The sequence below is a fragment of the Thermaerobacter sp. PB12/4term genome (assembly GCF_003403315.2).
GTDB lineage: Bacteria > Bacillota > Sulfobacillia > Thermaerobacterales > Thermaerobacteraceae > Thermaerobacter.
The window spans coordinates 386,126-413,122 of sequence record NZ_CP048407.1 but is presented as its reverse complement, the minus strand read 5'-3'; the positions used below and the strand labels follow the sequence as shown (position 1 = coordinate 413,122).

The following is a 26,997-nucleotide window of genomic DNA, read 5'->3' as shown; positions in this document are numbered from 1 at the left end:
ATGCTCCCTGCACCGGACGAACCGGCCCTCCGCCTGGCCCTCCGGAACACCATCGGCGACGCCCTGCGCCGGTCCGCCCGCAAGCACCGCGACCGCATCGCCCTCTACTTCGGCGACCGCCACTGGACCTATGCCGGGCTGGATGCCGCCGTCACCCGCCTGGCCCGGGCCCTGCTGGCCATGGGCCTCGAGCCGGGCGACCGGGTGGCCGCCCTGGGCCGCAATTCCGACATCTACGTCCTGCTCTTTCTCGCTTGCGCTCGGGCCGGGTTCATCCATGTGCCGGTCAACTTCATGCTGACGGGCCGGGAGCTTCTTTACATCCTGAACCAATCGGGCAGCCGGGCGGTGTTCTACGACGCCCAGCTGGAGCCGGCGGTGGCCGCGGTGCGCGACCAGGCCGCCGCCACCCTCTTCGCCACCATGGAGTCGCTGCTGGAGACCGTGCTGCCCGCCGGACCGGGCGCGGAGGGATCGGGGGCCGCGCCCGGTGCAGGCTCGGCCGCTGGCGCTGGCGGGGCTCCCGATTCCGCCGCCGGCGCCGCCAGCGGTGACGCCGCCTTCGCGGCCGTGGACGAGGACCAGGTGGTCCAGCTGCTGTACACCTCCGGCACCACCGCCGCCCCCAAGGGGGCCATGATGACCCACCGGGCCCTCCTGGCGGAGTACCTGAGCTGCATCGTGGAACTGGACATCCAGCACCACGACCGTTGCCTGCACGCCCTGCCCCTCTACCATTCCGCCCAGATGCACGTCTTCCTGATGCCGCAGCTCCTGGTGGGGGCCACGGGCTGGATCCTCCCGGCGCCGGTGCCCGAGGTGTGCCTGCCCCTGATCGCCCGCCAGCGGATCAACTCGATGTTCGCCCCGCCCACGGTGTGGATCAACTTTCTCCGGCACCCCGAGTTCGACCGGCATGACCTGTCGAGCCTGAAGAAGGTATACTACGGCGCCTCCATCATGCCGGTACCGGTGCTACAGGAGCTGCGGCAGCGGCTGCCGGGGGTGGCGGTCTACAACTGCTATGGCCAGAGCGAGATCGCACCCCTGGCCACGGTGCTCCGCCCCGAGGAGCACGACGCCCGCCCCGCCTCGGCCGGGCGCCCCGTGCTCCACGTGGAGACCCGGGTGGTCGACCCGGACATGCGGGACGTGCCGCCGGGCCAGCTGGGGGAGATCGTCCACCGGTCGCCCCAGCTGCTGGTGGGCTACTGGGAGAAGCCCGAGGAGACGGCGGAGGCGTTCCAGGGCGGGTGGTTCCACTCGGGCGACCTGGGCTACATGGACGAAGAAGGATACCTCTACGTGGTCGACCGGATCAAGGACGTGATCAACACGGGCGGCGTGCTGGTCGCCAGCCGGGAGGTGGAGGAGGTCCTCTACACCCACCCCGCCGTCTCGGAGGTGGCCGTGATCGCCCTGCCCGACCCCAGGTGGATCGAGGCGGTGACGGCGGTGGTGGTGCTGAAGCGGGGCGCCACCGCCACGGCGGACGACCTGATCGCCCACGCCCGCCAGCACCTGGCGCCCTTCAAGGTCCCCAAACGGGTCATCTTCGTGGACGACCTGCCCCGCAACGCCTCGGGCAAGATCCTGAAGCGCGAGTTGCGAGCCCGGTTCGCCGCCGGGACCGGCTGAGCGGGTCCTGGGCCCGCCCGCGCTGTGGCCCGTGACAGGGAGCCGTAGCCGGCGTAGCCGTGTCCGCCGGAATCCCCGGGCGGGGCGGTTCCGGCAGGGGCGGCGACCGGCGGCGTTGAAGGGTCCATCATCCCCACCCGGCCGCGGGTTCGTCCCCATCCCGGCCGGGATCCGGGAAGGAGGGTTGGCCATGGGCGAACCCGTGCTTGTGGAGGGCGTTCGCACACCCTTTGGCCGGCGGGACGGGGTCCACCGCGCCACCCGTCCGGACCAGTTGCTCGCCTTGGCCCTGCAGGGTTTGATAGAGCGAACCGGTCTGGACCCGGCGGCCGTCGACGACGTGGTCACCGGCTGCGTCACCCAGGCCGGCGAACAGGGGGCTAACATCGGCCGCTTGGGCGTGTTGCTGGCCGGCTTCCCCGTCCGGGTGCCGGCGGTAAGCCTCAACCGGATGTGCGGGTCGAGCCAGCAGGCCATCCACTTCGCGGCCCAGGCCGTGGCCGCCGGCGACGCCCGCTACGTGATCGCCGCCGGTGTGGAGAGCATGACCCGGGTGCCCATGTTCAGCGACATCCGGGGCGGCTTCGAAACGTTGAACCCCGCCTTGCGGGAGCGGTACGAGCTGATCCACCAGGGCGAGAGCGCCGAGCGCATCGCCGAGCGCTGGCGGATCAGCCGCCAGGAGGCCGACGACTACTCGGCCAAGAGCCACCGGCGGGCCAGCGCGGCCGCCCGCGAGGGGAAGAACCGGGAAATCGTGCCCATTGAGGGCCTGGACCCTGAAGGACAGCCCGTCACCGTCACCCGGGACGAGGGCATCCGCGACCGGATCGACCCCGAGCGCATGGCGGCCCTGCCCACGGTGTTTCGCCCCCAGGGGAACGGCATCGTGACCGCCGGCAACAGCAGCCAGATCTCCGACGGCGCTTCGGCGGTGCTGGTGGCCGACCGGCAGGCGGCCCTGGCCGACGGGCTGCGGCCGAAGGCCCGCTTCCGCGCCCGGGTGGTGGTGGGTGACGATCCCACCATGCAGCTGACCGCCGTGATCCCGGCCACTCGGCTGGCGCTGGAACGGGCGGGCCTGAGCCTGCGGGACATCGACTGGATCGAGATCAACGAGGCCTTCGCCACCGTGGTCCTGGCCTGGGCGCGGGAGCTGGACCCCGACATGGACAAGGTCAACCCGTGGGGTGGAGCCATCGCCCACGGCCACCCGCTGGGGGCCACGGGCGCCGGCCTGATGGCCAAGATGCTGGCGGGGCTCGAGGCCACGGGCGGCCAGTTCGGCCTGCAGGTGATGTGCATCGGCCACGGTATGGCCACGGCCACCATCATCGAGCGGCTCGGCTAGGAGCCGTGCCAGGTCCCGCACGGTCCCGTTCATCCACCCGATTATTGTTACGGCTTACAGGAGATGCAAGGGCTTAGCCAAGAGGAGGTGCATCCATGGAGGTCAAGGGCGCAAACTTCCTGGTCACCGGCGGCGGCTCGGGCCTGGGGGCCGCCACCGCGGAGCTGCTGGCCGAGGCGGGCGCCCGCGTGTTGATCGCCGACGTGAACCGCCAGGCCGGCGAGGCGGTGGCCGCCCGCCTGGGCGAGCGGGGCCGGTTCGTCCCCACCGACGTGACGGACGCGGAGAGCGTGCAGCAGGCGGTCCGTACGGCCGTCGACGCCTTCGGCGGGTTGCACGGCGTCGTCAACTGCGCCGGCATCGCCATCGCGGAGAAGGTGCTGGGCCGGGAGGGGCCCCACGACCTGGACCGGTTCCGCCGGGTCATCGAGGTCAACCTGGTGGGCACCTTCAACGTGATCCGGCTGGCGGCGGCGGTCATGGCCCAGCAGGAGCCCAACGCCGAGGGGGAGCGGGGCGTGATCGTCAACACCGCTTCCGTGGCGGCCTTCGACGGGCAGATCGGCCAACCGGCCTATTCGGCGTCCAAGGGCGGCGTGGCCGCCATGACCTTGCCCGTGGCGCGGGAGCTGGCCCGGTACGGCATCCGGGTCGTGGCCATCGCCCCGGGCATCTTCGAGACGCCGATGATGGCGGGGCTGCCGGAGCCCGCCCGCAAGTCCCTGGAGCAGCAGGTGCCCTTCCCCTCCCGTCTGGGCCGCCCGCGGGAGTACGCCCTGCTGGTCCGGCATATCATCGAGAATCCCATGCTCAACGGCGAGGTCATCCGCCTGGACGGGGCGCTGCGCATGGGGCCGCGCTGAAGCGCGGCCCCATCGCTGGTACCTCAATGGTTGGAACTCCCGTGGGTAGCTCGTCACCACGGCGCACGCCCTTGCCGCCGCCGGGACCCGGGTTCTAGAGGCGCTTACCGCCGCCCTCCGGTCGGGAATCGTCCCCCGGCGGCTTCCCCGAAGGCGAGGGCCCCGTGTCGCCGCCGTCGGTGCCGGGCGGTCGGTCGCGCCCCCTAGGGCCGGGCAGCCGGCCAGCCCGCCGGAGCGCCTCCCGGAGCAGGTACTCGATCTGGCCGTTGACGCTGCGCCACTCGTCGTCGGCCCAGCGCTGCAGGGCTTCGTAGATCTCCGGGGCGATGCGCAAGAGGAATCGCTTCTTCTCCGGCACGATCCGTCCCTTCCCGTGCCCATCCCTTCCCGGGCCCGTCCCTGCCCAGGCGCCCCTTTCGGCAATGGGCGCAACTGGTGCGCCGCGTCTTCCATCCGGTGGCTCGCGCTCCGCCACGTATGACGGCGGGTCCGCCACCCCCCACGCCCCCGCGCGCCCCTTCGGGGACGGAGGCCCCCGGTGCGACCGCGGTGCGGCTCCGGCGGACGGGCCCTCAGTAGATGGTTCCGGCGTTGATCACCGGTTGCGCCGCCCGCTCGCCGACGATGGCCACCATCAGGTTGTTGATCATGGCCGCCCGGCGCTCGGCATCCAGGTCGACCAGGCCGCTCCGCTGCAACTCCTGCAGGGCCATCTCGACCATGCCGACGGCGCCCTCGACGATCTTGGCCCGGGCCGCCACCACCGCCTCGGCCTGCTGGCGCTGCAACATGGCGTGGGCGATCTCCGGGGCGTAGGCCAGGTGGGTCAGCCGGGCGTCCAGCACCTCGACACCGGCCACGGCAAGGCGCTCCTGCAGCTCGCGGGCCAGGTCCTGGGACACCCGGTCGGTGTTCTCCCGCAGGGAAGGCGAGCTGTGGTCCTCGAAGGTGTCGTACGGGTACTGGCTGGCGATGTGGCGGACGGCGGTCTCACTCTGGATCTTGACGAACTCCTCGTACTGGTCGACCTCAAACAGCGCCCGGGCCGCATCGACCACCCGCCAGACCACCACGGCCGCGATCTCGATGGGGTTCCCTCGCAAGTCGTTGACCTTGAGCTTCTCGCTGTCGAAGTTGCGCACCCGCAGGGAGACGGCAGGCTTGCTCGTTAAGGGAAGGGTCCACCACCAGCCGGCATCCCGCAACGTGCCCAGGTACCGGCCCAGGAAGACCACCGAGCGGGAGTAGTTGGGCTGGACGATCACCAGCCCCGAGGCCGCGACCCATCCTCCGGCAAGCAGGAGGAAGCTCACCCCCAGGTCCACGCCGCCGTGCCCCAGCAGCGGAGGCCCGTCTCCCTCGAGCGCTGTGACCCCCCAGACAAAGAAGCCCACCGCGGCAACCTCCAGCACGATCACCACCAACAACCCCAGGATGCCCGGAAGGGCGCGCGCCCGAACCTCCTTCATTTCCCTGTCCCCCTTGTTCTTGCGGACGCGTTGTTTGAGGTCCTTGTGGACTATATCGTGTTGATACCATTTCGATAGCGAGCCCCTTGTTCCTTCAGGCCGCGCCCCGGCGTCCTGACCCCGAGAGCGTCCAGCAGGCGGTGCGGACGGCCGTTGCGTCCTTCGGCGGGTTGCACGGCGTCGTCAACTGCGCCGGCATCGCCATCGCGGAGAAGGTGCTGGGCCGGGAGGGGCCCCACGACCTGGACCGGTTCCGCCGGGTCATCGAGGTCAACCTGGTGGGCACCTTCAACGTGATCCGGCTGGCGGCGGCGGTCATGGCCCAGCAGGAGCCCAACGCCGAGGGGGAGCGGGGCGTGATCGTCAACACCGCTTCCGTGGCGGCCTTCGACGGGCAGATCGGCCAACCGGCCTATTCGGCGTCCAAGGGCGGCGTGGCCGCCATGACCTTGCCCGTGGCGCGGGAGCTGGCCCGGTACGGCATCCGGGTGGTGGCCATCGCCCCGGGCATCTTCGAGACGCCGATGATGGCGGGGCTGCCGGAGCCCGCCCGCAAGTCCCTGGAGCAGCAGGTGCCCTTCCCCTCCCGTCTGGGCCGCCCGCGGGAGTACGCCCTGCTGGTCCGGCATATCATCGAGAATCCCATGCTCAACGGCGAGGTCATCCGCCTGGACGGGGCGCCGCGCATGAGGCCGCGCTGAGGCGCGGCCCCGCCCGCTAGGGCTACAGGAAGGGGCCACGACCACGGGAAGGGGGGCCTCCAGAGAGGCCCCCGGTGCTCGGACGGTGATCGGCCGCCGGTTGCGGGCGCAACCCAGCCTGCCGCCGGCGCGCCCGGCCCCGGCAGGATGTTACCGGGCTCCCGGCTTCCCCGGGCGGTCGTCCCCAGGCCCCTTGGGCCCCTCGCCCGGCGGCACGTGCAGGGCCAGTAACTGGCCGCCTTCCACCAGCTCCGGGTCGGGGTGCTTGTAATGAGCCTGTACGGTGAGGAGGAACCAGCCCTCGCCCAGCAGGTCCGAGGCGTCGATGATGCCCGACGACTCCTCATCCTGGGTGAGGAACGCAGCAGCACCCGGCGCGAACCGGTTGGGATCGTGCTCCGCCACCGCCTCCAGCCGACCGCTATCGATGTCGTAGCGCCAGATCTTCGCCAGGCGCGAGTGGTTGCCGGGGTCCTCCTGGATCAGAATCTGGCCGCGGCGGGTGATGGTGAGGTTGTCCATCATCTTCGGACCCTCGGTCCCGTCCAGCAGCAATTCCACCGTGCCGCCCGCAGCGGGGTTGGCGGGATCGACGAAGCGCAGGCGCCAGAGCCGGCTCTTCCCCTCCATGCTGGCCGTGGTGACGAAGTAGAAGTCACGGGGATTGCGGGGGTCCCAGGCGCCATCCTCCGGCCGCTGGAAGCTGGTCACACCATGGAGGACCGACTCCTGCTCCAGCTTAGCCCCCGTCCAGTTCCGGACATCGCCGAAGGCATGCAGGCTGAAGGGCACCGGCCCTGCCAGCACGGTGGCGTCCGTCTCCCGGGCCAGGCCCTCGATCTTCAGCCCGTACAGGACCCCGTTGGCCAGGCCCGCCCGCTCCGCGGGATTGCCGGTGGCCTGCTTCTCCCCCACGTAGATGTAAACCTGGCCACCGCCGCTGTCGTCCAGGCCGACCACCACCGTCTTGCGACCCGTGGCGGGGTTGGCCAGGAGATTCTCCCAGCTGGCCTTGCCCAGGGCCGGCAACTCGTAGCTGGTTCCGTCCAGCGCGTGGGCGAAGGCGCGCCCCTCCGGGCCCTTCTCTTCCCCGTTCATCAACAGGCGCCCTTCATACCCCACACCCGAGGTCCGGTCGTAAAAGGCGCCAGGCTGGGGCAGATCGGCGGAACACAGCCGGGAGAGCTCGACTCCCTTGGCGGGCTCGTTGTAACGGCCGGTGGCGGGGTCCCAGGTGGCAACCCGCTGCATCAGATCTTCACCGTGCAGGACCCGCAGGCTTCCCTTTTCGATGATCCACTTGGAGATGAACGCCCCCGCGGCGCCGTGGGCCCGCTGCGCGCCGCGCCCCGCGGGCAGCTCGTGGTTCACCAGGAGCGTGAAGGTGCCGTCCCCGTTGTCGTAGGCGCCAAGGCCATCAGGAATACCCACCAACCGGTAGGGAGTGCCGTCCGGCTTGGCGTTGACGGCGTCCCCCACCGTCAGGATGGAGCGGCTGACCACGCCCGGCTGCGAGCGCACCACATAAGGCGACTGAGAGGAACTGGGCCCCTGGAGCGAATGGGCCGCCGCCACCGAGGTCAGCAACGCCGTGCCGACCGCGCCGGCGACCAGCCCCCGGCCCAACTTGCCGGTGGATGGGACGATCATCCCGACCCTCTCCTTTCCACTGGGCGGTTGCAGCTCGAGTCTAGCAACGGGCCGGGGACCAGAAGGTAAAGGAGGTGCAAATCAATGGTTAGGAAACCGTAACGCACACGCCAGGTGGACGACGACCGTCGGATTACTGATCCAAAACCCCGAGAAGCCAGCCCGTCGAGGCTCCACGCCGTCCCGGCGCGGGACGCCGTGCCGGGCCACGTACCGGGCGGCGGCGTCAAGGTCGTCCGTCACCACTTCCAGCCAGAGCTCCGGCGGTCCCCGCTGGGACGCGGGGTCGCGCCACAGGCGCACGGAACCGAATTCCACCCCGTGCGCATCCCTCTCGGACGTGTGAACGGGCAGGCCGAGACCATGCCTGTAGAAGGACACCGTCTCCTCTAGCCGGTCGACGGGCGGCTTCGGGGTGATGTTGCGGCCCACGCGGTGAAAAAGGCCCGCGCCGGGCATTCCGCGGCGCGGGCCTTGATCGAAACACAACGAAGCTGTCTAAAAACGGCGAAGCTATCTCCGGCACATCACGGCCGCCGTAGTACCCTTGGTGCCGGGGGCGGGAGTCGAACCCGCACGGGCTTGCGCCCAGCGGATTTTGAGTCCGCCTCGTCTACCGGTTCCGACACCCCGGCTCACGTACCAGCATGGTAGCACAGTGCCGGGATGCCCTCAACGGGGCTGCTCCCTGGCAACAGGCTCCAGGGCGCCGGCCGCCTCCAGCACCGCCATCAGCCGCGGCGCGCAGCGCACCAGGTTGGGGTGGACCACCATCACCCGCTGCGCCAGCCGGTGGACCGTCTGCCTGATGTCCCACTGCGCCTCCGGCTTGCCGCGCAGCGTGATCAGGTGGTACAGCTGCCAGAGATCGAACTCCGCCACCACCCGCCGCCGGTGCGCGTTGGTCACCACGTAATGGGCGGCCAGCGGCAGGCCCGCCCTCGTCAACCGGAAGAACAGGCGCTCCGCCGCATCGACGGCGCGCATCAGCACGGGGGCCAGGCCCGCATCCTGGATGCGCGGCGGCACGGTGATGCCGTGTTCCACCCCTGGCGCCTGGGCGGCGAAGTGCATGCGCCGCGAGTGGCGCAGCAGCTGGTGCCAGCTGGCCTCGGACACGGTGAGTTCGACCCGGTAACGAACCAGCTTGAAGGCCTCGGGCGGAGGATCGTGGGGCCCGAGGCCGGTCACGGCCTTTGCGAACAGCGCCAGCTTCTCTGCCGGCGTCATCGCCGCCAGCACGTCGCCGGTCTCCGGCCAGCCGCCCGACCCGTATTCATGGAGCCAGGCGCCCAGGATCACGTCCAGGGCCGCCTGCTCGTCGGGCGTGGACTGCACCTCCTCAACGGCGACCCCGGGCGAGCCGAGGACCCCGGGCGCACCGGCCGCCGCCTCCGCCGCTGCGCCGGCCCCCGGCGCCGCGGCGAGCAGCCCGGCGCCCCCGGCTGCCTTGGCTGCCGGGGGCCCCCCGTCGGCCGCACCCCGGCCCGTCCAGTCCAGCAGGATCACCGGGTCGCTGGCCACTGCCCGCACCCGGCGGTGCCGTTGGAGGGCCTCGGCCACGCCCCGGGCCACCTCCGCGTCCGCCGCCTGCAGGCGCGGGTTGGGTTCGGCATATCGAACCAGCGTGGGCAGAACCCGCGTGACCTCCCGGCGGATGGCCAGGGCCAGCCGGGTGGTCTCCTCATAGGGGTCCGACAGCAGCCGGACGATGGCATCCCGCAGGGCGCGGCCGTTGCCCACCATCCCCAGGTTGGTCTCGACGGCGAGGGTCAGGGCGTAGCGCGCATCTTCAAAAGCCTGCTTCTCCAGCCGGCTGGCCCGCGCCCGGGCCGTCTCGCCGGGTTGGGGCGGTTCGACCCGTTCGAGGTGCTCCACCAGGCCGCGGAACAGCTCCTGGTAGGCGTCGTAGGTGACCTCCTGAACGCGGTGGAACTCGGCCAGCAGCTCGGGCGCGCCGGCCGCCTCCAGCTCCGGCGGCACCACATACGCGCCGCGCCGCGGCATTTGGTAGCGCTGGCTGTATTCGATGAACGAGAGCCAGGGATTGGCCGTCTCCAGGCGCGCGCTGGCCAGCCGGGAGATGCGCTCGATGCCGACGGCGGCCTTGGCCAGTTCGGCCACCGAGGCGTGGCCGTAGCCGACCACCCATTTCTCGTGGAAGCGGCGCGCCTTTTCCGCCGCCACGGCCAGGGAACCTGCGACCGGCGGGCGGTCCCCCGCGGCCGGCTGGGCCGGAGCCCCGGCGGGCACCCCAGAGGGTGCAGAACGGACCCCAGCGGTGGCCGCGGGGCGCCCCGCCCCCTCTGCTTCGCCGGACGCCTGTACGCCCGCCGGGCCCGTCGCTTCCGGAGCCAGCGTCACCGGGCCGTCCAGGTGGACGCCAGCCGGATCGGGTCCGGCCGGGTCCGGGCCCGTCGGGTCGGACGCCGCGGCAGCAGAGGCCGGCCCGCCGGCGGCCGCCGGCTCGGGCTGGGACGGGAGGCTGCCGAGCAGGTTGAGCTCCGGGTCTTCCATCAGGCGCAAGAGATTTTCGCGAAAGCTGCGGGGGCTGCGGCTCACATAGGCGAAGATCACCGCGACGACTTCTTCGGGCAGATTGTAGATGGCATACACGTTCTGGTCCAAATTGCTGACGAACCGCGCCAGCAGTTCCCGCTGGCGTGGTGTGAACCGCTCTGCCGCCGTCGACAAACCTTACACCGCCTTGCCGGGTTGACGTGCCGGGTTAATGTCATGGCTTTCGACCCCGGCGCCCCCTCTCCCTTCCGGCCTCCGGGGGCAGCGCTCACCTGCGCCTCATCCCACGCCTGCTCGGGGGCCGGGCGCGCTCCTCCTGTGAAGCGGTCCCGGCCCCCGACGGACCAACCCGATGTTGCCGGACCGCGACACGGCGGCCGTCGATGGGCGACAATGGCGGTAAGCACCGGCCCATCATCCAACCCGTGCGAATGACCATTGAATGCAACGACCACTGAATCCAACGGCCGGTGAAGAATCTGAGGAGGTGTCGGCGCCATGAACCCCACGCCCCCACCGGCCACCCCCCTGCCGGCCAGCCTGCGCCTCGGCCCGGTCTACCTGCGGGTGCGCCAGTTGTCCCGCGCCCTGGCGTTCTATCGCGACCGGCTGGGTCTGGTCCCCGTGCCGGTGCCCCGGCCGGGGGAAAGGGAGCCGGCTGTGGACCCGGATGAACACCGCCAGAACGGCGGCGCAGCGGCGCCCGGCGCAGCCGTACATGGCCCGGCCGGGTTCCGCCGGGATGCCGAACCGCGCGGGGGAGCGGCAGTTGTCACAGGCCTGGCCGGCAGGGCGGGAGAACCGCCGCTGATCTGCCTGGAAGAGGACCCCGGGGCGCCGCCGCGCCCACCCCGGACCACCGGCCTTTACCACGTGGCTCTGCTCTACCCCAGCCGGGGGGCCCTGGCCCGGGCTTTCCTTCGGCTGCTGGAGTGCGGGTGGCGCTTTCAGGGCTTCGCCGACCACGGCGTCAGCGAAGCGCTGTACCTGGCGGATCCCGAGGGGAACGGGCTCGAGCTCTATTGCGACCGGCCCCGGGACCGGTGGCCTCGCCGGCCGGACGGCACCATCGCCATGTATACCGCCCCGCTGGACCTGGATGATCTTGCGGCAACCGCCCTTGTGGCATCGGCCGGCCGTTCACGTTCCGGCGCGGCTCCCGGGAACGGCGCCAGGGCCGGGAACACCCCCAGGGCGGCCGTCGCCACCCCATCCAGGCCAGGTCGCGGCAGCACGCCCCATGGGCACCCCAATCAGCCCAGCGCCGTGCCCCAGGCCGGGGACGGCGCCGTGGACCAGGCCCCGGACGAGGGGCCGGACGACGGCCCGGTGGTGGGCCACGTCCACCTGCAGGTGGCCAGCCTGGCCGCCGCCGAGGCCTTCTACTGCGGGGTGCTCGGCTTTGAGGTGACCCAGCGGGATTTCCCCGGCGCCCTCTTCGTGGCGGCCGGGGGATACCATCATCACCTGGGGCTGAACATTTGGGCGGGGGAAGGCGCGCCCCCTCCGCCGCCCGGCGCCGCCGGCCTGGCCGGCTTCACCCTGGCCCTCCCCGGGGAGGCCGCCCTGGCCACCGTGCTCGAGCGGATCCAGAGGGCGGGGCTGGAAGCCAGGCCATCGCCCCGGGGCTGGACCGTACTGGACCCCAGTGGCATCCCGGTGCACCTGACGGCGCCGCCTGCCTGATGGGCCCAGGCTACGGCCCCGAACGCCGTAAACCGGTTCCACCTTTCCCCCGGCCGGCCGGGTCGCCCGGCGCCCTGCCCTGGCCGCACCCGCACGCGCCCGCGCGACCCGGACCGGCACATTTCCCGGGAAATCGCCACCACCCGACCCGGCCCGCCAGCACAGCGGCCCAGCGCGGGCGTCGGAAGCAACAGGATTCGACGGAGGCGGGCCGAACAGAGTACCCATGACCACGACGGCACCGAAACCGCGCCACGTCTTCGAGGTCTTCACCCTGGGCTTTCTGGTCCGCCAGGGCCGCGTGCTCCTGCTGGAGCGCCGCAAGCCGCCCAACGCGGGGCGCTGGAACGCGCCGGGCGGCAAGCTGGAGGCCGGGGAGGACCCCATCCAGGGTATCGTCCGGGAGTTTGCCGAGGAAACGGGGCTCGTCCTCCAGGATCCTTCCCTGCGGGCGATCCTGTGTTTCCACGAGCTGGACGGGGCCTGGCCGCCCCAGATGATCTACACCTTCCTCGCCCATACCGCCGCGGGCGAGCTGCTGGCCTCGGAGGAAGGGCGCCTGGCCTGGTGGCCGGTGGAGCAGGTGCTGGAGGACCCGCGGGTGGTGGGCAACATCCCCCTGTTCCTACCGCGGATGCTGGCCCCCGAGCCGCCCTTCGTGTTCATCGCCGCTTACCGCGGCGACAGGCTGGAGCACCACCGGGTCGCTCCCTTGCTCAGTCTCCCGGCGGCCGCGCCGCTGGACGGCAGGCCCGGCCACCGGCCGTGACAGGCCTTGCCCCTGGTCCCTGAGCCCGGCTGCCGCCCGGACATCCTCTGCAGGGGGAACCCCGGGGCGGCCGGGCCGGGCCGGACCGGCCGGGTTTCTCCACATCACTTGGGCACCACCGGCCGCAGCGGCACCGACTGGTGATCCGCATCATGCAGGATCTGGACCACACCCCCGGCTTGGCCCAGCAGCTGGGGCACCGGCGAGACCGCGTGGGGAAAGTCGCTGGCCCCACGGCCATCCGTAGCCCGTGCCCCTGGCGGATCACCGCGCTGGTCGGGCCCGGCGCCTGGTTTTTGCGAACGGATTGCAGTATCATCGGCGTATGAGTACGCCGGCCACGGCCGTACCGGCCGCCCTTGCAAGCCTGTTCCACCTGCCCCTGGCGCCAGGAACCCGGCGCCGGCTGGATCTCTTTCTTGCCGGGCTTGCAAGCGAAGCCTGGCCACCGGATCAGCCCTTCCCAGACCGGGGGCCCGCGGTGCCGGCAGCGGCTCTGCATGATCCGGCCTTGGTGCGGCAGCTGGTGGAGCGCCTGAAGGACCGGTGGGGCGGTCCCCTGGAGGCGGTGGCCTCCCAGTGGCACAAGCACTACGGAGCCGCCGTCCTCACCGGTCCCCTCCTGGCCATGACCGTGGCCGGCCGCCCGCTGGTTCCACCTCTTGAGAACGCCGTGCTGCTGCTCGACCCCGGACCGGGGGAAGGCGCCGGACTACCCGCCGCCCTGGTGTTCGCCAATCGCTTCCATGCGCCGCAGGATCCCGCCCGGCCGGACCCCCGTGGACCAGCGGATCCGGCTCGGCCGGCCCGGCCCACGCCGGCCGAACCCGCCCGGCCGGCCGCAAGGGCCGCAGAGCAGCCCGCTGCGGCCACCTGCGCCCAGGGCGCCGGTCCGCTGGGCCGGTGCGGCCACCCGCTTCCCGCCGCACCAGGCTCGCGGCAGGCCCGGCCGGTAGGGCCGTCCCAGCTCCCCGGGGATGGCCCGGCCTCCCGAGTCGGCCCACCAGAGCCGGCGCAGGGCATCCATCTGCCCCGGGTTACCCTGCCCTCCCTGAAACTTAGTGAGAAGGGTTATCAGACAGTGCCCATGGTAGCGAGAGTGTCAATTTCATTGTTTTGCCTCAGCGCCCGAGGTCGAAGGCGTCATGGACCGCCCGCACCGCCTCGTCCACCTGTTCCCGGGCGACCAGGCAGGAGATGCTGATCTCCGAGGTGCTGATCATCTCGATGTTGATCCCGGCCCCCGCCAGCGCGCCGAACATGGTGGCCGCCACGCCGGGTTGGGTCGCCATGCCCGCCCCCACGGCGCTCACCTTGGCGATGCCGTCGTCAACCACCAGCCGCTGGGCCGGCAACTCCCGCACCAGCGGTTCCAGCACGCGGCGGGCCACGGGCAGGTGACCGTCGGCAATGGTGAAGGCGATGTCCTGGTGGCCGTTGCGCGCCACCGACTGGCTGATCATGTCCACGTTGATCCCGGCCTCGGCCAGGGCACTGAACACCCGGTGGGCGATGCCCGGCACGTTGGGCACCGAGACCAGGGCCAGCCGCGCCACGTGGCGATCCGAGGTGACACCGCTGACCGGGCGGTCGGGCTCGACGGTACCCGCCGGCACCACCCGCGTCCCCGGGTGGTCCGAGAAGGTCGAGCGGGCATGGATCACGATGCCGTGGCGCTGGGCGCAGGTCACCGCCCGGTGGTGGAGCACCTGAGCGCCCAGGCGAGCCAGCTCCATCATCTCGTCGTACGAGATGACGGGTAGCAGCCGGGCGCCGGGCACGACCCGCGGGTCGGCGGTGAAGACCCCTTCCACGTCGCTGAAGATCTCGCAGCGCTCGGCTTCCAGCGCCGCCGCCAGGGCGACCGCGGTGGTGTCGGATCCCCCGCGTCCCAGCGTGGTCACGTGCCCCTCGGCGTTGAGCCCCTGAAAGCCCGCCACCACGGGGACGAACCCGGCCGCCAGCGCCTCCCGCAGCCGCTCGGCGGCGATGGCCCGCACCCGGGCGTTGCCGTGGGCACCCTCGGTCTGGATGCCCGCCTGCCAGCCGGTAAAGGAACGGGCCGGCACACCCAGAGCGTCCAGGGCCATGGCCAGCAAGGCGGCGCTGGCCTGCTCGCCGGTCGCCAGGAGGGCGTCCAGCTCCCGCGCGGGAGGTTCGGAATGGAGCTGCCGCGCCAGGGCGATCAGGTCATCGGTGGTATCGCCCATGGCCGAGACGACGACAACCAGGTTGTGCCCTTCCTTGCGGGCCTCCGCCACCCGCCGGGCTACGTGACGGATGCGGTCCGGTCCCGCCACAGAACTGCCGCCGAACTTCCACACCCACAGGGACAAGGCTCATTCCTCCGTCCCAACGCCAGAGTCCTTGTCCGGTATTGTTTCGCCCGGCGGCATCCGTGTAAAGGTCTCGTGGTGGTTCCGGGATGCTGGGCATTTGAGAGGTACGGAAGGTACTTCCATCCGGCTGGCGAGCGGGGAGGTCCTACCCCTGCCGGCCGGACGGGCCGCCCAGGTGGCTTTCGAAAAAGGCGACGACCCGCTGCAGGTACGCCTCCGGCGCCGTGGCGTACGACTTGACGTGCCCCGCCCCCTCCACCTCCCAGAGCTCCACCGGCACCCCCGAGCGCTCGGCCGCCAGGGCCAGCTGGCGGCTGTGGTGGGGGCCGATCACCGTGTCCGCGGTGCCGTGGATCAGCAGCAGGGGGGTGGGCGCCATCCGGGTCACGGCCTCCAAGGGCCGCACCCGCTCGGGGTGGACGCCAGCCAGCGGGGGCAGCAGGGTGCGGATCAGCCAGTTGAAGGGAAACTCGGGCAGGCCGGTCCAGTGGGACAGGTTCTCCTCCAGGTAGGTGCGCAGGTCGGCGAAGGGCGCGTCGGCCACCACGGCCTGCACCGGTTCGGCCCCGCCCGCGGTGAGGATGGCCGTCACCGCCCCCATGGACCAGCCCAGCAGGCCCACCGCCTGGTCCGGCCCGTAGGTGGCGCGGACCCACTCCACCGCCGCGGCCAGGTCCTGCACCTCCTCCTGGCCCACGGTGGTGCGGTCGCCGCCCGAACTGCCGCTGTTGCGGAAGTCGAACATCAGGACGTTGAACCCCGCCCGGACCAGGGCCGCCGCCACGTCCAGGGCGGGCACGTCGTCCTGCAGCCGGTTCTTCCCGTAGCCGTGGGCGAAGATCACGGTCCGCGGGGCCACGCCGCCCGTCGCGGGGAGGAACCAGCCCTCAAGCCGGATCCCGTCGCGGCTGGTGAAGGCGACGTTCTCATAGTCTAGGCCGCGGCTGGCGGGATCGGCCGTCACGGGCTCCCGCTCGGGATGGATCAGCCCCAGCCCCACCTGCCAGGAAATGGCCACGCAGGCCGCCATGGCCAGCGCAAGAAGCGCCACCAGGCTCCACCCTAGCCACCGCCGCAGGCGCGGCCTGCGGCCCGTTCCGACCCCCAGGTCGCCCAGGTCCCCTCTCACCCGTCATCCCCCGGTTGGCGTTCCAGCCGGTTGTCCGGCTACCCCGGCTGCCCCGGCTGCACGATGAGACCCGCCTTGCCATCCATGCGAACTAGCCAACGGGTTCGACCCGGTGGCGGAAACCACCTTCCGCCTGCGGCAAAACACGGCAACCGGCCGGGTCACCGGGATCCTCCGGTGACGCCCGGCCGGCTGGAGCGGAACGCGAGCTTTGCGATGGGGTCGCAAGTGGGATGGCCACGGCCCACGGGACGATCCCCTGCTCGGCGGTATGCAGCAGGTCCCCCGCTCGGCGGGGTGCAGCAGGCGGCGCCCCCAAGACGCGGCCCGTACGGCGCCCCATCAAGCAGGGATCGTGTCCGTTTGAAGGGGCCGCGTCCTGTCTCGTGAGTGCGGTGCCCCCATGCACCCTTCTACCGGGACGCCGCCGCCAGCCGCTCGGCCGGCAGGGTCAGCTGGGCGATGCGCCCGGCCAGGTCGAGGAACGCCTTCGCCACGTGGCTTTCCGGCGCGTACAGCGCCACGGGCTTGCCGGCGTCGGCGGCCTCCCGCAGCTCCTCCTGGATGGGCAGCTGGCCCAGCAACTGCGTGTCCAGCTTCTCCGCCAGCTGCCGGCCGCCGCCCCGGCCGAAGATCTCGTGGCGCTCGCCGCAGTTCGAGCAGACCAGGTAGGACATGTTCTCGATGACGCCCAGCACCTCATGCTGCACCTTGCGGGCCATGATCCCCGTGCGCTGGGCCACGGTCACCGACGCGGGCTGCGGCGTGGTGACCACCACCACCTGGGCCCGCGGCAGCTTCTGCAGGATGCTCAGGGGCACGTCGCCGGTACCGGGCGGCAGGTCGATCAGGAAGAAGTCCAGATCGTCCCACAGCACGTCCGCCAGGAACTGCTCGACGGCGCCCATCAGCATGGGTCCCCGCCAGATCAGGGGCGTGTCGGCGTCGACGAAGAAGCCCATGGACATGACCTGCATGCCGTGGGCCGGGATCGGCACGATGGCCTTGTTGAAGGCCACGGGCTTGCGCCCCTCGATGCCCAGCATGCCGGGAATGCTGAAGCCGTAGATGTCGGCATCCAGCACGCCGACCTTGTAGCCCAAAGCGTGGAGGGCGGCCGCCAGGTTGGCCGTCACCGTCGACTTGCCCACGCCGCCCTTGCCGCTGGAGATGGCCAGGATCACCGTCTGGGAGTCGTCGGCCATGATGCGCGACTTGGGCTGGCGGGGCTGCCGGAACTTCTCGATCAGCTGCTGCCGCTCCTCGTCGGTCATGGCCCCCAGGTGGACCACCGTCTCGGTCACCCCGGGGATGGCCTGGAGCTTGGCCTCCACGTCCTTCTTGATCTCGTACCGCAGCGGGCAGCCCCGCACCGTCAGGGCAATCTCCACTTCCACGCGGCCCCCGTCGATCTGGAGGTCGCGGACCATGTTCAGTTCGACCAGGTTGCGGTTCAGCTCGGGGTCCTTGACCTGCGCCAGGGCGCTGAGGACCTGTTCCCGCGTCACTTGGGACACGGTGCCGTCCCCCCTTTCTCCGTGCCTCCATTGTATCAGCCCCGGGGGCCCGCGCCCGCCGGCAGCCCGCCGGGGCCGTCCACCTGGAGCCCGGCGGACACCGCGGGGGCAGGGCCAGGCCCTTCCGGCCGGTCACCGGGGAACCCGCGGCGGGCGGCGGGCCCAGGGGCCGCGGTCCTCAGCCGACCCGGGCCCAACCGCGGTAGACCAGGCCGCGCCGGGCATCCACGGTGACCGTCTCGCCGTCCTGCAAGCGTTCCAGGGCACCCGCCGCCCCCACGATGGTGGGGATGCCCCGGTGCAGGCCGACGATGGCCGCATGGGAGGTCAGCCCGCCCTCTTCGGTGATGAGCGCCCCCGCCTTCTCGATCAGGGGCATGAAGTCGCGGTCGGTGCTCAGGGCCACCAGCACCTCGCCGCCGTGGAAGGGACCCGCCGCCTCGGGGTCGCGCACGATGCGCACGGGCCCCGTATGGCTGCCCTGGCCGACGCCGGTTCCTCGCAGCACCGCCTGGCCCACGGTGTGGACCTGCAGCATGTTGGTGGTCCCCGGCTGGCCCACGGGCACCCCGGCGGTGATCACCACCAGGTCCCCCGGCCGGACGAACCCGCCCTCCACCGCGCCCCGCATCGCTTGCTCCATCAGGCCGTCCACGTCGTGCTGGGGCGCGGAGACCAGGGCCCGCACGCCCCAGATCAGGCTGAGCTTGCGAGCCACCCGCTGGCTGGGGGTGATGGCCACGATGGGCTGGCGCGGCCGGTGGCGGGAGATCATCCGCGACGTGTAGCCCGACTGGGTGGCGGTCAGGATGGCCGCCGCCCCCAGGTCTTCCGCGGCGGTGCAGGAGGCGTAGCTGACGGCGTCGGTCACCGTGCGGTGTTCTTCCTGACCGGTCCGGGCCAGCCGCTGGGCATAGTCCAGGGCGGCCTCCGTGCGGCGGGCGATGCGGGCCATGATCTCCACCGCTTCCACAGGGTACTGCCCCGCCGCCGTTTCCGCCGACAGCATGACGGCGTCGGTGCCGTCCAGGATGGCATTGGCCACATCGGTGCTCTCGGCCCGGGTGGGCCGCGGGCGGTGGACCATGGACTCCAGCATCTGGGTGGCTGTGATCACCGGCTTGCCCGCCCGGTTGGCCGCCTGGATGATCTGCTTTTGCAGGAGGGGAATGTCCTCGACGGGCAGCTCGACGCCCAGGTCGCCCCGGGCCACCATGATGCCGTCGGCGGTGGCCAGGATTTCGTCCAGCCGCTCCACGCCCAGGCGGTTCTCGATCTTGGCGATGACCCACTGGTCGCCTCCGGCTTCCTCGATCACCCGCCGCAGGGCGTGGACGTCGGCGGCGGAGCGCACGAAGGAGGCGGCGATGAAGTCGATGCCCAGCTCGATGCCCAGGCGCACGTCGGCCCGGTCCGCTTCGTTGAGGTAGGGCAGATCCAGGCTCTCTGCCGGCAGGGTGGCCTTCTTGCCCTGGAGCAGGCGGCCGCCGGCGTCCACCCGGCAGTACACGTAGACGCCGTCCGTCTCTTCCACGGTCAGCACCAGGTTGCCGTCGTCCAGCAGGATCCGGTCGCCGGGTCCCACACTGGTGGCCACCCGGCTATAGGAGACGGGGATCACCGGGCAGCCGGCCGGCGCCCGCCCCCCGGACCCGGTGCCTTCCAAGCCGCCCGGCGCCTCTCCGTGCTCCGCCGCGGCCAGGGCCACCCGCTGGCCGCCGTCCAGCTCCAGGGCGCCGCCCGGCAGCGGGCCGACCCGCACCTCCGGTCCCCGGGTGTCGAACAGGATGCCCACGTCGTGGCGGCCCAGCTCGGCCGCCATCTGGCGCAGCATCTCCACCCGCCGCCGGTGGTCGGTCGCCGTGCCGTGGGAGAGGTTGATCCGGGCCACATCCATGCCGGCCTCCAGCAGGCGGCGCAGGACCTGGGGATCATCGGTGGACGGGCCCAGGGTACAGACGATCTTGGTCCGACGGTACTCCACGGGGATCACCTCGGTGACGCGAGAGTCAAGGGGTCAGCGGGCCAGGACCTCGGCCAGCTCCATCCACCCCGCCGGCAGCGGGCGCGGCGTGGCCAGGACTTCCTCGATGGGGGTGGCCATCCAGCCGTCGCCCCGCACGCCCACCATGACGCCCGACCGGCCGCCGAGCAGGACCTCCACGGCCGCGGCCCCGAGGATGCTGGCGACCAGGCGGTCGCGGCCCGACGGCGTGCCCCCTCGCTGGATGTGCCCCAGGACCGTGACCCGGGTCTCCAGGCCCGTGCGGGCCTCGATGGCCTGGGCCACTTCGAAGCCGCGGGCGGCGCCCTCCGCCACGACGATGATGCTGTGGCGCTTGCCGCGCTGGCGCCCGCGCAGAAGGCGGGCGCAGATGTCGTCCAGGTCGTAGGGTACCTCGGGGACCAGGATGGACTCGGCACCACCGGCCAGGCCGGCCATCAGGGCGATCTGGCCGCTATGCCGCCCCATCACCTCGATGACGAAGGTCCGGCCGTGGGCGGTGGCCGTATCCCGCACCCGGTTGATGGCTTCGAGCACGGTGTTGACCGCCGTGTCAAAGCCGATGGTGACGTCGGTGCCCGCCAGGTCGTTGTCGATGGTGGCGGGGATGCCGGCCACCGGGAAGCCGCGCCGGTGCAGGGCCAGCGCGCCGCGCAGGGTGCCGTCGCCGCCGATGGCCACCAGGCCGTCGATGCCGTGCCGGCGCAGCTGTTCCAGGGCGCGCTCCTGGCCTTCCGGCGTGCGGAAGGCCTGGCTGCGCGCCGTGCGCAGGATGGTGCCCCCGCGGTGGATGATGTCGCCCACGGCGCGGTGGTCCAGTTCCTCCATGCGCCCCTCGATCAGGCCGGCGTAGCCTTCCTGCACGCCCACCGCCTGGCAGCCGCTGGCCAGGGCGCGCCGCACCACGGCGCGCACGGCCGCGTTCATCCCGGGCGCATCCCCGCCGCTGGTCAGAAGTGCGATGCGCTTCACGCCTTGCCCTCCCCCTGCCGGCCGGCAGCCGGCCGTATTCACCCTGCCTCTCCGCCGGCCGTCCTCGCCCTGACCCTTCCATGGTAGCGCAGCTTGTCCCGCGGCATCACAGCAACCCATTGCCGGACATGCCCCGTGCCGTGCCCGCCGACATTAGAGCCGGGAGGTGAGCGGAGTGACGGTCGGCCTGAAGATGCAGCAGACGCTGGCCAGCGCCGAGAGCATCCTTGCCGATCTGAAGAGCTACCAGCTGGAGACCCAGGACCAGCAGGCCAAGCAGCTGTTCCGGGACCTGGCCAACCAGATGGAGCAGACCGTCAACGGCCTCAAGCAGCGGCTGCAGCAGATCCAGCAGCAGGAGCCCCAGTACAAGCAGAAGTAACCGCCGGCCGTACCGTGGATCACGCCTCACCGCCCGCCCGCCGGCCCACCGGGCGGGCAAGACAGTGCGCGGGAGCCCCGCCGGGCTCCCGCGCGCGCTTGCTCGCTGCGGGTCCGGTTTGCGGGCGCCGGTCACCGGCCCAGCAGCTGTCCGACATAGCGAACCACCTCGTTGGCGCAAGCCGGGCAGTAGCCCTGGCGGTCGCACAGCCGCTGGACCACCTGGTTGATCCGCTTGAGCTGTTCCTCGTCGGGGTGGGCGGCCGAAGTGGTGATCTTCACCACGTTGCGCAGGTCGCTGAACAGCTTCTTCTCGATGGCCTCCCGCAGCCGGTCGTGGGAGGTGTAGTCGAACTTCTGCCCGCGCCGGGCCAGGGCCGACAGCCGCAGCAGGATCTCCTCCCGGAAGGCCTTCTTGGCGCTCTCGGGCACCCCGATCTGCTCTTCGATGGAGCGCATCAGCTTCTCGTCGGGATCCCGCTCTTCCTCGGTGATGGGATCGCGCAGCTTCGTCTTGTTGCAGAAGGCTTCGATGTGGTCGAGGTAATTGTTGAACAGGTTGCGGGCGGTTTCTTCGAAGGAGTAGACGAAGGCCCGGTTCACCTCGTTCTTGGCGATCTCGTCGTACTCGCGCCGGGTCTCGTGGATCAGGTTGAGGTAGCGCTCCCGCTGCTCCCGGGTCAGGCCGGTGTGGTGGTCGAGGCCGTCCCGCAGGGCGCGCAGGGCGGCCAGGGGCCCCAGGCAGCGGTTCTCCGCCCGGATCACGGCGCTGGACAGGCAGTTGATCACGTAGCGGGGGGAAACGCCGGTCATGCCCTCCCGCTCAGCCGCCTCCCGCATCTCCCGCACGTCCCGCGGGCTGAATCCCTCCACCGGCTGGCCGTCGTACAGGCGGAGCTTCTTCATCAGGGTCAGGTTGGGGTGCTTGGGCGGCTCCAGGCGCGTCAGGATGGCGAACATGGCCGCCACCTCCAGGGTGTGGGGCGCGATGTGCACGCCCTGGAGGTCGCTCTCCGCCAGGAGCTTGCGGTAGATCTTCACCTCCTCCGACAGGCGCAGGTTGTAGGGCACCTTGATCAGGATCATCCGGTCGATCAGGGCCTCGTTGCGCTCGTTCTTGACAAAGGCCTGGTATTCCGCCTCATTGGTGTGGCCGATCACCACCTCGTCGGCGTAGATCATGGCAAACCGGCCGGTCTTGATGGACTGCTCCTGGGAGAGGGTGAGAAGCGCATAGAGGAACTCCGTCTGGGCCTTGAGCAGCTCGACGAATTCCATCAGCCCGCGGTTGGCCACGTTGAGCTCGCCGTCGAACCGGTAGGCCAGGGGATGGGACTCGGTGCCGTACTCGCCCACCGTGCTGAGGTCGATGGACCCCACCAGCTCGGCGATGTCCTGGGACTTCTCGTCGGACGGGGTGAAGGTGCCGATTCCCACCCGGCCCGCCTCGGAGAAGACGATGCGCTCCACCGGGAAGCGGGCGATGTCCCCGCCGTACTCCTCCTCCAGCCGGTAGCGGCAGACGGGGCACAGGCTGCCCTCGATGTGCACGCCCAGTTCCTGGCTGACCTGGGGCCGCAGGGACTCGGGGATCAGGTGCAGCGGCTCCTCGTGCATGGGGCAACCCTTGAGCGCGTAGACCGCCCCCTCTTCCGTGCGGGTATAGCGCTCCAGCCCGCGCTTGAGCAGGGTGACGATGGTCGATTTGCCGCCGCCCACGGGCCCCATGAGGAGCAGGATGCGCTTGCGCACCTCCAGCCGCCGGGCCGCGGACTCCAGGTAGTCGTAGAGCTGGTTGAGCGGTTCCTCCAGGCCGAAGAGCTGGCCGTCGAAGAAGTGGATCTGCCGCGGCCGCCGCTCGCCGTCGCCGCCCTCTTCCGCCTCCGTCACCCCCGCCGCCCGCAGCATGTCGAAGAGCCGGGCGTGGCTGAGCCGGGCGACCTCCGGCCGCCGGCGCACGATCTCCAGGTACTCGGCAAAGGTCCCCTCCCAGCGCAGGCGGGCCTCCTCTTCCCGGTGGCGGCGGAGGAGCTCGTGCAGGTTCGTCCCCATGGTCGCGCTCACCCCTTGTCTCCCGCGGGCACCGACAGGACCACGTCGTGCCCCCCGGCCCGGGTCTCCAGGTGGACGGGGCGCCGCCACAGGCGCTCCACCAGGGCCAGCGCCTGCCGGGCCTCATCCAGGTCCAGCTCGCGGCCGTCGAAGATGTGCCGCAGCAGCAGCTCACCCCGGCCCCGGTAGTCGCCGTCCACCACGGCGATCAGCGGGAACCCGCCGCGGACGCGGCTCAAGACCAGGAGGTCCCGCACCCGGGCCCAGTCGTCCTCCACGATCACCCACTGGTCGCCCTGGCGGGCGTAGATGTAAAGGTCGCAGGCTTCGGCCACCTGGCGGTCCAGGTGGTTGCGCAGGAAGGCCACGTCGTCCTCGGTTTCCAGGATGAACCGGGCCTCGTCCCAGCCCCGGGTGGCCAGGATCCGCTCCCAGGTGTGGTAGCCCACGGCGTAGGGGTTGAAGGCGAAGGGTGACGAGGCCTGGATGGCCGCGTGGAGCCGGGCGAACTCGGTGTAGTCCCCGTCGGGCAGGTCCAGCCGGCGCAGGATGCGGCTGTGGGCGATGCAGGCCCAGCCCTCGTTCATCACCTTGGTCCGGATCTGGGGCCAGAAGTAGAGCCGCTCGGCCCGCACCATAGCGAGCAGGTCCCGCTCCCAGTCCTCCAGGTGGGGCGCGTGGTGCTGGATGAACAGCAGCACGTCCTCAAAGGGCTCGCCGGGGCGGAGGGGCGGGACCTGCTGCTCCTCCGCCAGCCAGGGGTCAGTGTGGGGCTCCAGGGCCAGGGCGGCGTCCAGCACCCGCTCCACCGCCTCGACCCCGTGATCGTACTCGTAGCGGCGCACCCGCTCGGCGTGAACGGCCGCCAGGCCCGCCATCTCGCGGCCCGCCCGGCGGAAGAACACGTTGTGGTGGAAGAAGTCGGCATGGCCGGCCACGTGGGCCGCCACAAACAGGTTTTCGAACAGGCTGTTGCTCTCCAGGAGGAACGCCTGGCACGGGTCGGCGTTGATCACCAGCTCGTAGATGCGGTGCAGACCGTAGTCGTGCCGGGTCTTCAGCAAGTGGTAGGCCTTGCCGTGGCTCCAGTGGGTGAAGCGGCCGGGCAGGCCGTAGGCCGCCACCTCGTAGACCACGGGGGCCGGCACCACCTCGAAGTGGGTGGGCAGGGGGTCGAACCCCAGGTCCCGGGCCACGGCCCAGATCCGCTCCAGGTGGGGCAGGAGCCCCTCGGCCCCGGGGCCCGAGGCGGTGACGCCGGGACTGCTCATGGTCCCTCACCTCCCCCGCCGGGCCCCGCGCCCGCTCCCGGGCCCGCGCCCAGGCCGGCCCCGCCGGGCTGGGCGCGAAAGATGGCCTTCAAGGCGGGGTAGATGTCCTCCCGCCGGCTCATCTTCACCCGGACGAACCGGGGGTGGCGCACCCGCTCGAAGGCCGTCATCAGCGGGGAGCGGTAACCGCTCTCGTTGATCTCCCCGTAGGCGAAGAGGTTCGACAGGTCGGCCAGCTGCTGCGCCAGCTGGACGCACACCCCGTTGTCGCTCTCCCCCCAGTTGTCGCCGTCGGAGAAGTGGATGGCGTAGATGTTCCAGCCGTCGGGCGGGTAGCGCCCGGTGACGATATCCAGGGCCAGGCGGTATGCCGACGAGACCCGGGTGCCGCCGCTTTCGCCCAGGTGGAAGAAGCGCTCCTCGTCGACCTCCTGGGCCTCGGTGTGGTGGGTGATGAACACCCGCTCCACATCGGCGTAGCGGCTCTGGAGGAACCGGTTCATCCAGAAGAAGAAGGTCCGGGACATCCACTTCTTGAACTCGCCCATGCTGCCCGAGACGTCCCGCATGGCGACCACCACGGCCCGGGCATGGGGCCGCGGGTCGTCCCGCCAGCTGCGGTAGCGCAGGTCCTCGCGGCGGAAGGGGCCGAGCCGCGCCTCGCCCTGGCGGGCGTGGCGCTTGAGGTTTTCCTTCAGGGCACGGCGCAGGTCGGCCCGGCTGAGGGGCCCGGCCCGGGTCACCTCGGTGAACCGCGGCCGGCGGGCGTCCAGGGCCGGCTGCCGGCGCGGCTTGAGGTCGGGCAGCTCCAGCTCCTCGAAGAAGATGGACTCCAGCTCGTCCAGGGTGACTTCCGTCTCGTAGTAGTCGGTTCCCGGCCCCTGGCCCGCCCCGTGGGGGTCGCCCTGCCCGCCCGGCTGGCCGGGCTGGCGGGCCAGCACGTCCCCCTTGCGGCTGCCGCCCCGCCCCTGCCCCACCTGGGGGTTGTTGATCGTGCTGAAGCGGAACCGGTACTCCCGCAGGGAGCGCACGGGCACCTTGACCACCCGGCGGCCGTCGGTGGTCAACAAGGAGTCGTCGGTGATCAGATCGGCCAGGTTCTCTCGGATGGCGGCGCGGACCTTTTCCTGGTGCCGCGCCTGGTCGACGGGCCCCTTGCGGTGCAGGGACCAGTCGATCACGCCCCGCGGCATGGACCTCACCCCCTCGCGGTATGTACGGGCCCCTTCCGGGCAGCGGCCGTTCGGTGGACGACCGGCGGGCTGCCGCCGCGCCGGTCCAGGCCAGCGGCGAGGGTGGGGGTTTTTCCGGATGTATGGGCCCGGGTGGCGGCGAATGCGGGCCGGACAATCCAGATCCTGGGCGTCCCGGACCGCCCGGGGTCGCCCGGGGCCGTTATGTAAGCGGGGCTCGTCGTGGGGGGAAGAACCGGCCAGCAGAGGTGGAAATCCCAGGGAGTTCGTCCCGGGGCACCTGGGGACGGACGGAGCCGGAACCCGTGCTCCCGCGCCACCGGTCCCCCGTCTTGCGTCCCGGCGCGGGGGGTTCTGCACCGCGGGCCGGCCACCGGCGGGCCGGGCCGCCCCGGGGCCCGGCACGGGGGCGGCACGGGCCCGTAGCGTCCTGCTCCCGGGGGCCCGGCACCCGGGCCCCATGGGCCGGCGGCGTCTCACTGCAGTGTATGCACGGGCGGCGGCGGTGCTCTAGGCCCAGCGGTCCCGGACGCCGTCCGGGCCGACCACCAGCCAGAAGTTGTCGATCAGCCGGGTGGCTCCCAGGCGGGCGGCCACCAGCAGCAGCACCTCGCCCTCCACCGGATCGGCGGGCTCCAGGGTCTCCGCGGCGACGGCGTCCGCGTACTCGGGTTCGGCCAGGGGCTCGGCGGCCAGGACGGCCTCCATGGCCGCCACCACCCGGTCGCGGCGTCGCTCGCCGGTTTCCAGCAGGCGGCGGGCTGCCTCGAGCGACCGGTACAGCACCGGGGCCGCCCGGCGCTGCTCGGCATCCAGATAGACGTTCCGGGAACTCATGGCCAGGCCGTCGGGCTCCCGCACCGTGGGGCAGACCACCACGTCCAGGGGAAAGTCCAGGTCCGCCACCATGCGCCGGATGATGATGGCCTGCTGGGCGTCCTTCTGCCCGAAGTAGGCGCGGTCGGGCTGGACCAGGTGGAAGAGCTTGGTCACCACGGTGACCACGCCGCGGAAGTGACCCGGCCGCCGGGCCCCTTCCCAGCGGCGGGCCAGGTCCCCGACATCGACGTAGACCCCCGGCTCGCCCCGGGGGTACATGGCCTCCACCGCCGGGTGGAACAGCAGGTCGGCTCCGGCCTGGGAGGCCAGCTCCCGGTCCCGCCCCAGGTCGCGGGGGTAGCGGGCGAAGTCCTCGTGGGGGCCGAACTGCAGCGGGTTGACGAACACGCTCACCACCACCCGGCGGCACTCCGCCCGGGCCCGGCGGATCAGGGAGAGGTGCCCGTCGTGGAGGTAGCCCATGGTGGGGACGAAGCCCACCCGGCCCCCGGGGTCCTCCCGGCGCCAGCGGGCGATGTGCTGCCGCAGCGTGGCGATGTCCTGCACCAGTTCCATGGGGGTCCCTCCTCCCGGTGGCTGCCGGGTGCGATCCAGGTGCGCCGCTGCCGGACGCCGCAGGGTGGAGCCTGGCGGCCCACCGGTCGCGTTGTG

The 26,997-nt window shown here is 71.6% G+C and carries 21 protein-coding genes, 1 tRNA gene and 1 pseudogene; 7 read left to right on the top strand and 16 right to left on the bottom strand.

Annotated elements, in window-relative coordinates; genetic code table 11:
* The 3 genes from DYI95_RS01735 to DYI95_RS01725 all read left to right on the top strand — a co-directional run bounded on the left by DYI95_RS01735 (position 1) and on the right by DYI95_RS01725 (position 3,852).
* Complete coding sequence (locus tag DYI95_RS01735; protein ID WP_116901130.1) at positions 1 to 1,638, top strand: acyl-CoA synthetase; 1,638 nt, start codon at positions 1 to 3, stop codon at positions 1,636 to 1,638.
* A 190-nt stretch (positions 1,639 to 1,828) separates the two neighbouring features.
* The gene (locus tag DYI95_RS01730) at positions 1,829 to 2,989 is read left to right on the top strand and encodes a thiolase family protein (protein WP_116901105.1); all 1,161 of its coding nucleotides are present in this window, start codon (positions 1,829 to 1,831) and stop codon (positions 2,987 to 2,989) included.
* Positions 2,990 to 3,084: 95 nt separating this feature from the next.
* Positions 3,085 to 3,852 carry a 3-hydroxyacyl-CoA dehydrogenase gene (locus tag DYI95_RS01725; protein WP_116901106.1) on the top strand — a complete coding sequence of 256 codons (768 nt, stop codon included), beginning with the start codon at positions 3,085 to 3,087 and terminating at the stop codon, positions 3,850 to 3,852.
* 94 nt (positions 3,853 to 3,946) lie between these two features.
* Here DYI95_RS01725 and DYI95_RS01720 read toward each other — a convergent pair whose 3' ends face one another.
* Positions 3,947 to 4,210: an Arc family DNA-binding protein gene (locus DYI95_RS01720; protein WP_116901107.1), complete on the bottom strand. Its 264-nt coding sequence runs from the start codon at positions 4,208 to 4,210 to the stop codon at positions 3,947 to 3,949.
* Positions 4,211 to 4,424: 214 nt separating this feature from the next.
* Positions 4,425 to 5,321: an SPFH domain-containing protein gene (locus DYI95_RS01715; protein ID WP_116901108.1), complete on the bottom strand. Its 897-nt coding sequence runs from the start codon at positions 5,319 to 5,321 to the stop codon at positions 4,425 to 4,427.
* A 116-nt stretch (positions 5,322 to 5,437) separates the two neighbouring features.
* Here DYI95_RS01715 and DYI95_RS01710 point away from each other — a divergent pair.
* Positions 5,438 to 6,022 (top strand): annotated as a pseudogene (locus DYI95_RS01710) (SDR family NAD(P)-dependent oxidoreductase); the annotation flags it as partial.
* A gap of 150 nt (positions 6,023 to 6,172) precedes the next feature.
* Here the strand turns inward: DYI95_RS01710 and DYI95_RS01705 are convergent.
* From DYI95_RS01705 to DYI95_RS01690, 4 genes are all read right to left on the bottom strand, one after another.
* Positions 6,173 to 7,672 (bottom strand): alkaline phosphatase PhoX, encoded by a 1,500-nt coding sequence (locus DYI95_RS01705; protein WP_116901109.1) that lies wholly within the window; start codon positions 7,670 to 7,672, stop codon positions 6,173 to 6,175.
* A gap of 81 nt (positions 7,673 to 7,753) precedes the next feature.
* Positions 7,754 to 7,990: a hypothetical protein gene (locus DYI95_RS01700; RefSeq protein WP_147308131.1), complete on the bottom strand. Its 237-nt coding sequence runs from the start codon at positions 7,988 to 7,990 to the stop codon at positions 7,754 to 7,756.
* A gap of 230 nt (positions 7,991 to 8,220) precedes the next feature.
* A tRNA-Leu gene (locus DYI95_RS01695) sits at positions 8,221 to 8,307 on the bottom strand.
* A gap of 37 nt (positions 8,308 to 8,344) precedes the next feature.
* A complete protein-coding gene (locus DYI95_RS01690; protein WP_116901111.1) occupies positions 8,345 to 10,366 on the bottom strand; it encodes an FAD-dependent thymidylate synthase in 2,022 nt (673 codons plus the stop codon).
* 324 nt (positions 10,367 to 10,690) lie between these two features.
* On the opposite strand from DYI95_RS01690, the gene DYI95_RS01685 reads away from it, so the two are divergent.
* Together DYI95_RS01685 and DYI95_RS01680 are read left to right on the top strand one after the other, a co-directional pair.
* Positions 10,691 to 11,878 carry a VOC family protein gene (locus tag DYI95_RS01685; protein ID WP_116901112.1) on the top strand — a complete coding sequence of 396 codons (1,188 nt, stop codon included), beginning with the start codon at positions 10,691 to 10,693 and terminating at the stop codon, positions 11,876 to 11,878.
* A gap of 226 nt (positions 11,879 to 12,104) precedes the next feature.
* Positions 12,105 to 12,647 carry an 8-oxo-dGTP diphosphatase gene (locus tag DYI95_RS01680; protein ID WP_116901113.1) on the top strand — a complete coding sequence of 181 codons (543 nt, stop codon included), beginning with the start codon at positions 12,105 to 12,107 and terminating at the stop codon, positions 12,645 to 12,647.
* Positions 12,648 to 13,359: 712 nt separating this feature from the next.
* Here DYI95_RS01680 and DYI95_RS01675 read toward each other — a convergent pair.
* The 6 genes from DYI95_RS01675 to pfkA all read right to left on the bottom strand — a co-directional run bounded on the left by DYI95_RS01675 (position 13,360) and on the right by pfkA (position 20,609).
* Positions 13,360 to 13,674, bottom strand: coding sequence for a hypothetical protein (locus DYI95_RS01675; protein ID WP_116901114.1), 315 nt, complete (start codon positions 13,672 to 13,674; stop codon positions 13,360 to 13,362).
* Positions 13,675 to 13,768: 94 nt separating this feature from the next.
* Positions 13,769 to 14,983, bottom strand: coding sequence for an aspartate kinase (locus DYI95_RS01670; RefSeq protein WP_116901115.1), 1,215 nt, complete (start codon positions 14,981 to 14,983; stop codon positions 13,769 to 13,771).
* A gap of 148 nt (positions 14,984 to 15,131) precedes the next feature.
* Positions 15,132 to 16,115 (bottom strand): alpha/beta hydrolase, encoded by a 984-nt coding sequence (locus DYI95_RS01665; RefSeq protein ID WP_116901116.1) that lies wholly within the window; start codon positions 16,113 to 16,115, stop codon positions 15,132 to 15,134.
* A 413-nt stretch (positions 16,116 to 16,528) separates the two neighbouring features.
* Complete coding sequence (locus DYI95_RS01660) at positions 16,529 to 17,632, bottom strand: Mrp/NBP35 family ATP-binding protein (RefSeq protein WP_006904459.1); 1,104 nt, start codon at positions 17,630 to 17,632, stop codon at positions 16,529 to 16,531.
* Between the two features lie 178 nt (positions 17,633 to 17,810).
* A complete protein-coding gene (gene pyk / locus DYI95_RS01655) occupies positions 17,811 to 19,616 on the bottom strand; it encodes a pyruvate kinase (protein ID WP_116901117.1) in 1,806 nt (601 codons plus the stop codon).
* Between the two features lie 33 nt (positions 19,617 to 19,649).
* Complete coding sequence (gene pfkA, locus DYI95_RS01650; protein ID WP_116901118.1) at positions 19,650 to 20,609, bottom strand: 6-phosphofructokinase; 960 nt, start codon at positions 20,607 to 20,609, stop codon at positions 19,650 to 19,652.
* Positions 20,610 to 20,784: 175 nt separating this feature from the next.
* Between pfkA and DYI95_RS01645 the strand changes: the two genes are divergently transcribed.
* Entirely contained in the window at positions 20,785 to 20,991 is a 207-nt protein-coding gene (locus DYI95_RS01645) for a DUF1657 domain-containing protein (RefSeq protein ID WP_040826433.1), read from the top strand.
* A 131-nt stretch (positions 20,992 to 21,122) separates the two neighbouring features.
* On the opposite strand, the gene DYI95_RS01640 is transcribed toward DYI95_RS01645, so the two are convergent.
* The 4 genes from DYI95_RS01640 to panC all read right to left on the bottom strand — a co-directional run bounded on the left by DYI95_RS01640 (position 21,123) and on the right by panC (position 26,901).
* Positions 21,123 to 23,042 (bottom strand): PrkA family serine protein kinase, encoded by a 1,920-nt coding sequence (locus DYI95_RS01640; protein WP_116901131.1) that lies wholly within the window; start codon positions 23,040 to 23,042, stop codon positions 21,123 to 21,125.
* An 8-nt stretch (positions 23,043 to 23,050) separates the two neighbouring features.
* Entirely contained in the window at positions 23,051 to 24,313 is a 1,263-nt protein-coding gene (locus DYI95_RS01635) for a SpoVR family protein (protein ID WP_116901119.1), read from the bottom strand.
* Positions 24,310 to 25,506 (bottom strand): sporulation protein YhbH, encoded by a 1,197-nt coding sequence (gene yhbH, locus DYI95_RS01630; RefSeq protein WP_116901120.1) that lies wholly within the window; start codon positions 25,504 to 25,506, stop codon positions 24,310 to 24,312. Before yhbH ends, DYI95_RS01635 begins: the two co-directional genes overlap by 4 nt.
* Before the next feature lie 510 nt (positions 25,507 to 26,016).
* Positions 26,017 to 26,901 carry a pantoate--beta-alanine ligase gene (gene panC / locus DYI95_RS01625; protein WP_116901122.1) on the bottom strand — a complete coding sequence of 295 codons (885 nt, stop codon included), beginning with the start codon at positions 26,899 to 26,901 and terminating at the stop codon, positions 26,017 to 26,019.
* Positions 26,902 to 26,997: the final 96 nt, after the last annotated feature.

What these genes read in the sequence shown, in the direction of transcription:
- DYI95_RS01685 (WP_116901112.1), top strand. Translation starts at nt 10,691, where the DNA reads ATGAACCCCACGCCCCCACCGGCCACCCCCCTGCCGGCCAGCCTGCGC.
- DYI95_RS01680 (WP_116901113.1), top strand. Translation starts at nt 12,105, where the DNA reads ATGACCACGACGGCACCGAAACCGCGCCACGTCTTCGAGGTCTTCACC.
- DYI95_RS01725 (WP_116901106.1), top strand. Translation starts at nt 3,085, where the DNA reads ATGGAGGTCAAGGGCGCAAACTTCCTGGTCACCGGCGGCGGCTCGGGC.
- DYI95_RS01705 (WP_116901109.1), bottom strand. Translation starts at nt 7,672, where the DNA reads ATGATCGTCCCATCCACCGGCAAGTTGGGCCGGGGGCTGGTCGCCGGC.
- yhbH (WP_116901120.1), bottom strand. Translation starts at nt 25,506, where the DNA reads ATGCCGCGGGGCGTGATCGACTGGTCCCTGCACCGCAAGGGGCCCGTC.
- DYI95_RS01735 (WP_116901130.1), top strand. Translation starts at nt 1, where the DNA reads ATGCTCCCTGCACCGGACGAACCGGCCCTCCGCCTGGCCCTCCGGAAC.
- DYI95_RS01730 (WP_116901105.1), top strand. Translation starts at nt 1,829, where the DNA reads ATGGGCGAACCCGTGCTTGTGGAGGGCGTTCGCACACCCTTTGGCCGG.
- DYI95_RS01640 (WP_116901131.1), bottom strand. Translation starts at nt 23,042, where the DNA reads ATGGGGACGAACCTGCACGAGCTCCTCCGCCGCCACCGGGAAGAGGAG.
- DYI95_RS01635 (WP_116901119.1), bottom strand. Translation starts at nt 24,313, where the DNA reads ATGAGCAGTCCCGGCGTCACCGCCTCGGGCCCCGGGGCCGAGGGGCTC.
- panC (WP_116901122.1), bottom strand. Translation starts at nt 26,901, where the DNA reads ATGGAACTGGTGCAGGACATCGCCACGCTGCGGCAGCACATCGCCCGC.
- DYI95_RS01675 (WP_116901114.1), bottom strand. Translation starts at nt 13,674, where the DNA reads ATGGATGCCCTGCGCCGGCTCTGGTGGGCCGACTCGGGAGGCCGGGCC.
- DYI95_RS01715 (WP_116901108.1), bottom strand. Translation starts at nt 5,321, where the DNA reads ATGAAGGAGGTTCGGGCGCGCGCCCTTCCGGGCATCCTGGGGTTGTTG.